This window comes from Pantoea sp. Mb-10 (assembly GCF_021272205.1).
Classification (GTDB): Bacteria; Pseudomonadota; Gammaproteobacteria; order Enterobacterales; family Enterobacteriaceae; genus Pantoea.
This window is the reverse complement of record NZ_JAJSDX010000017.1, coordinates 1-4,736: the sequence shown is the minus strand read 5'-3', so window position 1 is coordinate 4,736 and position 4,736 is coordinate 1. Positions and strand designations below refer to the sequence as shown.

Annotated in this window: 4 protein-coding genes and 4 tRNA genes; 7 read left to right on the top strand and 1 reads right to left on the bottom strand. The window is 49.1% G+C overall.

Annotated elements, in window-relative coordinates:
• The first annotated feature begins 179 nt into the window (after positions 1–179).
• Together murB and birA are read left to right on the top strand one after the other, a co-directional pair.
• Entirely contained in the window at positions 180–1,217 is a 1,038-nt protein-coding gene (gene murB, locus LU196_RS20270) for a UDP-N-acetylmuramate dehydrogenase (protein ID WP_232761559.1), read from the top strand.
• On the top strand, positions 1,214–2,173 hold the full coding sequence (birA, locus tag LU196_RS20265) for a bifunctional biotin--[acetyl-CoA-carboxylase] ligase/biotin operon repressor BirA (protein WP_232761558.1): 960 nt from the start codon (positions 1,214–1,216) through the stop codon (positions 2,171–2,173). The genes murB and birA overlap by 4 nt, the downstream gene beginning before the upstream one ends.
• 48 nt (positions 2,174–2,221) lie before the next feature.
• Here the strand turns inward: birA and coaA are convergent, their stop codons facing one another.
• On the bottom strand, positions 2,222–3,172 hold the full coding sequence (coaA, locus tag LU196_RS20260) for a type I pantothenate kinase (protein ID WP_232761557.1): 951 nt from the start codon (positions 3,170–3,172) through the stop codon (positions 2,222–2,224).
• A 727-nt stretch (positions 3,173–3,899) separates the two neighbouring features.
• On the opposite strand from coaA, the gene LU196_RS20255 reads away from it, so the two are divergent.
• The 5 genes from LU196_RS20255 to LU196_RS20235 all read left to right on the top strand — a co-directional run.
• A tRNA-Thr gene (locus LU196_RS20255) sits at positions 3,900–3,975 on the top strand.
• Between the two features lie 7 nt (positions 3,976–3,982).
• Positions 3,983–4,067: transfer RNA gene (locus LU196_RS20250), tRNA-Tyr, on the top strand.
• Positions 4,068–4,253: 186 nt separating this feature from the next.
• Positions 4,254–4,328 (top strand) — tRNA-Gly (locus LU196_RS20245).
• A gap of 5 nt (positions 4,329–4,333) precedes the next feature.
• A tRNA-Thr gene (locus LU196_RS20240) sits at positions 4,334–4,409 on the top strand.
• Between the two features lie 107 nt (positions 4,410–4,516).
• On the top strand, positions 4,517–4,736 hold a 220-nt coding region (locus LU196_RS20235; RefSeq protein ID WP_232760972.1), incomplete at its 3' end, for a GTP-binding protein.

The following is a 4,736-nucleotide window of genomic DNA, read 5'->3' as shown; positions in this document are numbered from 1 at the left end:
ATGGTAGTGTGGGGTCTCCCCATGCGAGAGTAGGGAACTGCCAGGCATCAAACAGAAGAGCCCTGAACGACCGTTCAGGGCTTTTTTACGTCTGCAGAACATGACGTGCATGCGAAAATCGCCCGCCAGCCCGGCCGATCGGGTAAAATACGCCCAGATTAATCAGCAAAGGCCGCAATATGTCCAGCCCCCGTGCATCCTTAAAAGCGTTCAATACCCTTGGCCTGGAAGTCAGTGCGCAAGCGTTAACCATTGCAGATACACCGCAAGCCATCATTACAGCAGTTGAAGCTGCTCACCGATTAAATCAGCCAACGATCGTACTGGGACAGGGAAGTAATGTCCTGTTTCTTGAAGATTTTGCAGGTACCGTGATCGTAAACGCCATCAAAGGCATCCGCTATGAAGAGCATGATGAAGCATGGCATATACACGTGGGAGCCGGAGAAAACTGGCATGCGCTGGTTGAACAGACCTTAAAAAAGGGGATTCCAGGATTAGAAAACCTGGCGCTGATCCCCGGCGCTTCGGGTTCGGCCCCGATTCAAAATATCGGTGCTTACGGCGTCGAGCTGAAAGACGTCTGCCTGTATGTTGACGTGCTCCAGCTGTCATCTCAAAAAACACAGCGTCTGTATCGTGAAGCTTGTCAGTTTGGCTACCGCGACAGCATTTTTAAACATGCCATGAAAGAGGATCATGTCATCACGGCAATCGGCCTGACGCTGAGTAAGCAATGGAAACCGGTGTTAAGCTACGGCGAACTTGCAAAGCTTAATCTTGCGACGGTAACAGCGTGGGACGTGTTCAATACGGTGTGCGAAACGCGACGCAGTAAATTACCGGATCCTCAAATAACAGGGAACGTTGGCAGCTTCTTCAAAAACCCGGTTATTTCCGGTGAAGCGGCCGAAACACTGTTAACGCGTTATCCAACAATGCCGCACTACCCGCAAGCAAGCGGACGGGTGAAACTGGCTGCAGGCTGGCTTATTGACCAGTGCAGTCTTAAGGGGATGCAGGTAGGTGGTGCGGCAGTGCATCGCCAACAGGCTCTGGTATTGATTAATGAGAACAACGCGACGCCGAAAAATTTTGTCGAGCTGGCTCACGAGGTAAGAAAACGCGTGGGTGAGAAGTTTGACGTCTGGTTGGAACCTGAGGTGCGTTTTATCGGTACTCATGGCGAACGAGATGCAGTCGAGGTAATTTCGTGAAAGACAATCATGTGCCGTTGAAATTGGTTTCTTTGCTCGCTGATGGTGAATTTCATTCGGGTGAGCAACTGGGTGAAACATTAGGAATGAGCCGTGCAGCCATCAACAAACATATCCAGACGCTAAAAAGTTGGGGGCTGGAAGTCTATACCGTGACGGGGAAAGGTTACAGCCTGCCAGGCGCTATTGAGCTGTTAAACGAATCGGCGATTCTCTCCCACCTATCACAGTCAGGCTTGGCTGTGATACCGGTTATTGACTCGACTAATCAATATTTGCTGGATCGCATGGATCAGCTGCCATCTGGCTTTGCCTGTATTGCAGAGTATCAGCAAGCTGGCCGGGGGCGCCGTGGAAGGAAATGGTTCTCACCCTTCGGCGCAAACTTATATATGTCGATGTACTGGCGTCTTGAACAAGGTCCGGCTGCTGCAATGGGTCTGAGCCTGGTAATCGGTATTGTGATGGCGGAAGTCATTCAGTCATTGGGTGCCACGGACGTCCGCGTGAAATGGCCGAACGATCTCTACCTGCACGATCGTAAACTCGCGGGTATCTTGGTGGAGTTGACCGGAAAAACCGGCGATGCAGCACATATTGTTATGGGGGCGGGTATCAATCTTAGAATGCGCTCAGAAAACGCAACAGAAATTAATCAAGAGTGGATTAATTTGGAAGAGGCAGGCGTTGCGATCAACCGTAACGAGTTGGCTGCAAAGGTGATCAATAGCCTGCGTGAAGCATTGCCTGTGTTTGAGCGCGATGGCTTGGCCCCCTTTATTGAACGATGGGGAAGGTTAGATAACTTTATTAACCGTCCCGTTAAACTGCTTATCGGTGAGCGTGAGGTACACGGAATTGCGCGCGGAATTGATAAGCAAGGTGGGCTATTATTGGAGCAGGAAGGCGAAATCAAATCGTGGGTGGGCGGCGAAATTTCATTGCGCCCAAGCTGATAGAGTATGCCTTAGGTTAACGCCCTGCTGACTGAGGGCGTTAAATGCTTATTTTCTTAGGCGTACGCTTTGAACGGCGTGATCGGCTGATTTAGTCATGATTAAGCTCGCCCTTTCTCGCGTTGGCAAAATATTCTCTTTCAAATTTAAGCCGTTAATTTCCTTCCACAGACTACGCGCGATAGTGACTGCATCCTCTTCCGGCAGTTGTGAATAATGGTGGAAATAAGAGTCAGGATCGCTAAAGGCGCCTTCACGGAATTTAAGAAAGCGATTGATATACCACCGCTCTAATAAAGTTTCCGGCGCATCGACGTATATAGAGAAGTCCACGAAATCAGAGACAAATACATGATGTGGATCGTGAGGATAATCCATGCCGCTTTGCAATACGTTTAAGCCCTCAAGGATTAATATATCGGGCTGTTCAACAACTTTATCCCCATCTGGGATAACGTCGTATATCAAATGCGAATAAACCGGTGCGGTAACTTTGTGGGCACCTGATTTTAAATCAGAGACAAAATTCACCAGACGATGCATATCGTAAGATTGCGGAAAGCCCTTTTTCTTCATCAGGCCGCGCTCTTTTAATACCGCATTAGGATGTAAGAACCCGTCCGTGGTAATTAACTCAACTTTGCGATGCTCAGGCCAGCGGCTCAGCAACGCTTGTAGCACGCGCGCTGTGGTGCTTTTACCCACGGCAACGCTACCTGCGATGCTAATGATATAAGGGATCTTTTGACCATTGGTGCCAAGGAATTGCTCCAGCACAGCCTGGCGACGAAGGTTAGAACTGATATAAAAGTTGAGTAAGCGAGAAAGTGGCAGATAGATCTCGGCAACCTCTTCTAACGAGAGGTCTTCATTAATGCCGCGTAATCGTTCAATTTCGCTTTCAGTCAATGTCATTGGCACTGAATCACGCAGCGCAGCCCACTGCTGACGATCAAATTGTAGATAGGGCGTTGTTAGAGACGTCGTTTTTTTACTCATAAGAAGGCATCAGACTGCAAATTCTGGCCCATCAACACCTTGCAGCAACCCAACCGGCATACAACGATGCATCGAACTCAGTAGCACGTCACAGAGGTTATGTAGCGAAAACAATGGGCGGGAGGTTAACACCAGTAACACTTTAAATAGAAGCAAAATGATAAACATAAGCACGCATTCGTAAGCGCGCGCGCATTTTTATTCACAAGCGGCTGCGACAATAAGCCCTTTCACGTAAGCCACGAAATCCCGTTACCCGCTGGCAGTGCTAAATTCGCTTTGTGAATGCAAATAGCCAACCGTTTTCATCGCATCGATAGGGGCCGGGCGACTGCTTGCTGTACAGCCAGTTAAAATCCTGATGGGTTATCACCTGCTCTTCCACATCAGTGACAGTCGAGAGTGCTGAATCAGCCCTGTGCGTTTCAGATGCGTTTGAAAGGCAATATAAAGTGGATGCCTGAATATTTTAGAGGCGTTGTGAAGCCCCTCGCTGAATTTTTCAGCGGAGTAGCTTTCTCACACTGCCTTTCGCGCATCCCGCATGGCGGTGCGAAGCGTAAAACAGGATGGCAAGGTGAGGGGAAATCATACACAGATTGCCTGATTTTACGGCAATAAACAGGCTGCTTGCGCTTTTTTGCACAAATAGTAGGCGGAAGAGCAAATTTGGCAATATTTTTGTTGCATCCTGAAGCCGGTGTTCCTAGAATGCGCGTCACTTGATGCCGGCTTAGCTCAGTTGGTAGAGCAACTGACTTGTAATCAGTAGGTCACCAGTTCGATTCCGGTAGCCGGCACCATCAAGTAGGTGGGATTCCCGAGCGGCCAAAGGGAGCAGACTGTAAATCTGCCGTCACAGACTTCGAAGGTTCGAATCCTTCTCCCACCACCATCTCAACCTCTTGGTTGAGCATCAGATAAAGGCTTCTGATGGGTGAGTTCTACTCTCTCACTTCGAATTCAGATTGTGTGAGAGCACAATCAAAGTCAGCCGGAAACTCTGGTTGATTCGAATAATAGAAGGTCTTCTTTTATTATTCATAAGCTACAGAAAGAACAGGTAGCCGAGTTCCAGGATGCGGGCATCGTATAATGGCTATTACCTCAGCCTTCCAAGCTGATGATGCGGGTTCGATTCCCGCTGCCCGCTCCAGATGTGCTGATATGGCTCAGTTGGTAGAGCGCACCCTTGGTAAGGGTGAGGTCCCCAGTTCGACTCTGGGTATCAGCACCACTTCCTTTATCTCTCTCCTGATTCTCTCTCTGTAAACCAAACAGTCAGGCATTGCCTGGTTGATGTGACGATATCTTCGATATATCCGTGTCTTAGAGGGACTAGCGATGGCTAAAGAGCAATTTCAACGCAACAAACTGCACGTAAACGTGGGCACCATCGGTCACGTCGACCACGGTAAAACCACTCTGACTGCTGCAATCACCACCGTACTGGCTAAAACCAACGGCGGCCAGGCTCGTGCATTCGACCAGATCGACAGCACCCCTGAAGAAAAAGCACGTGGTATCACCATCAACACCGCACACGTAGAGTACGAAACCGCTG

What these genes read in the sequence shown, in the direction of transcription:
- murB (WP_232761559.1), top strand. Translation starts at nt 180, where the DNA reads ATGTCCAGCCCCCGTGCATCCTTAAAAGCGTTCAATACCCTTGGCCTG.
- coaA (WP_232761557.1), bottom strand. Translation starts at nt 3,172, where the DNA reads ATGAGTAAAAAAACGACGTCTCTAACAACGCCCTATCTACAATTTGAT.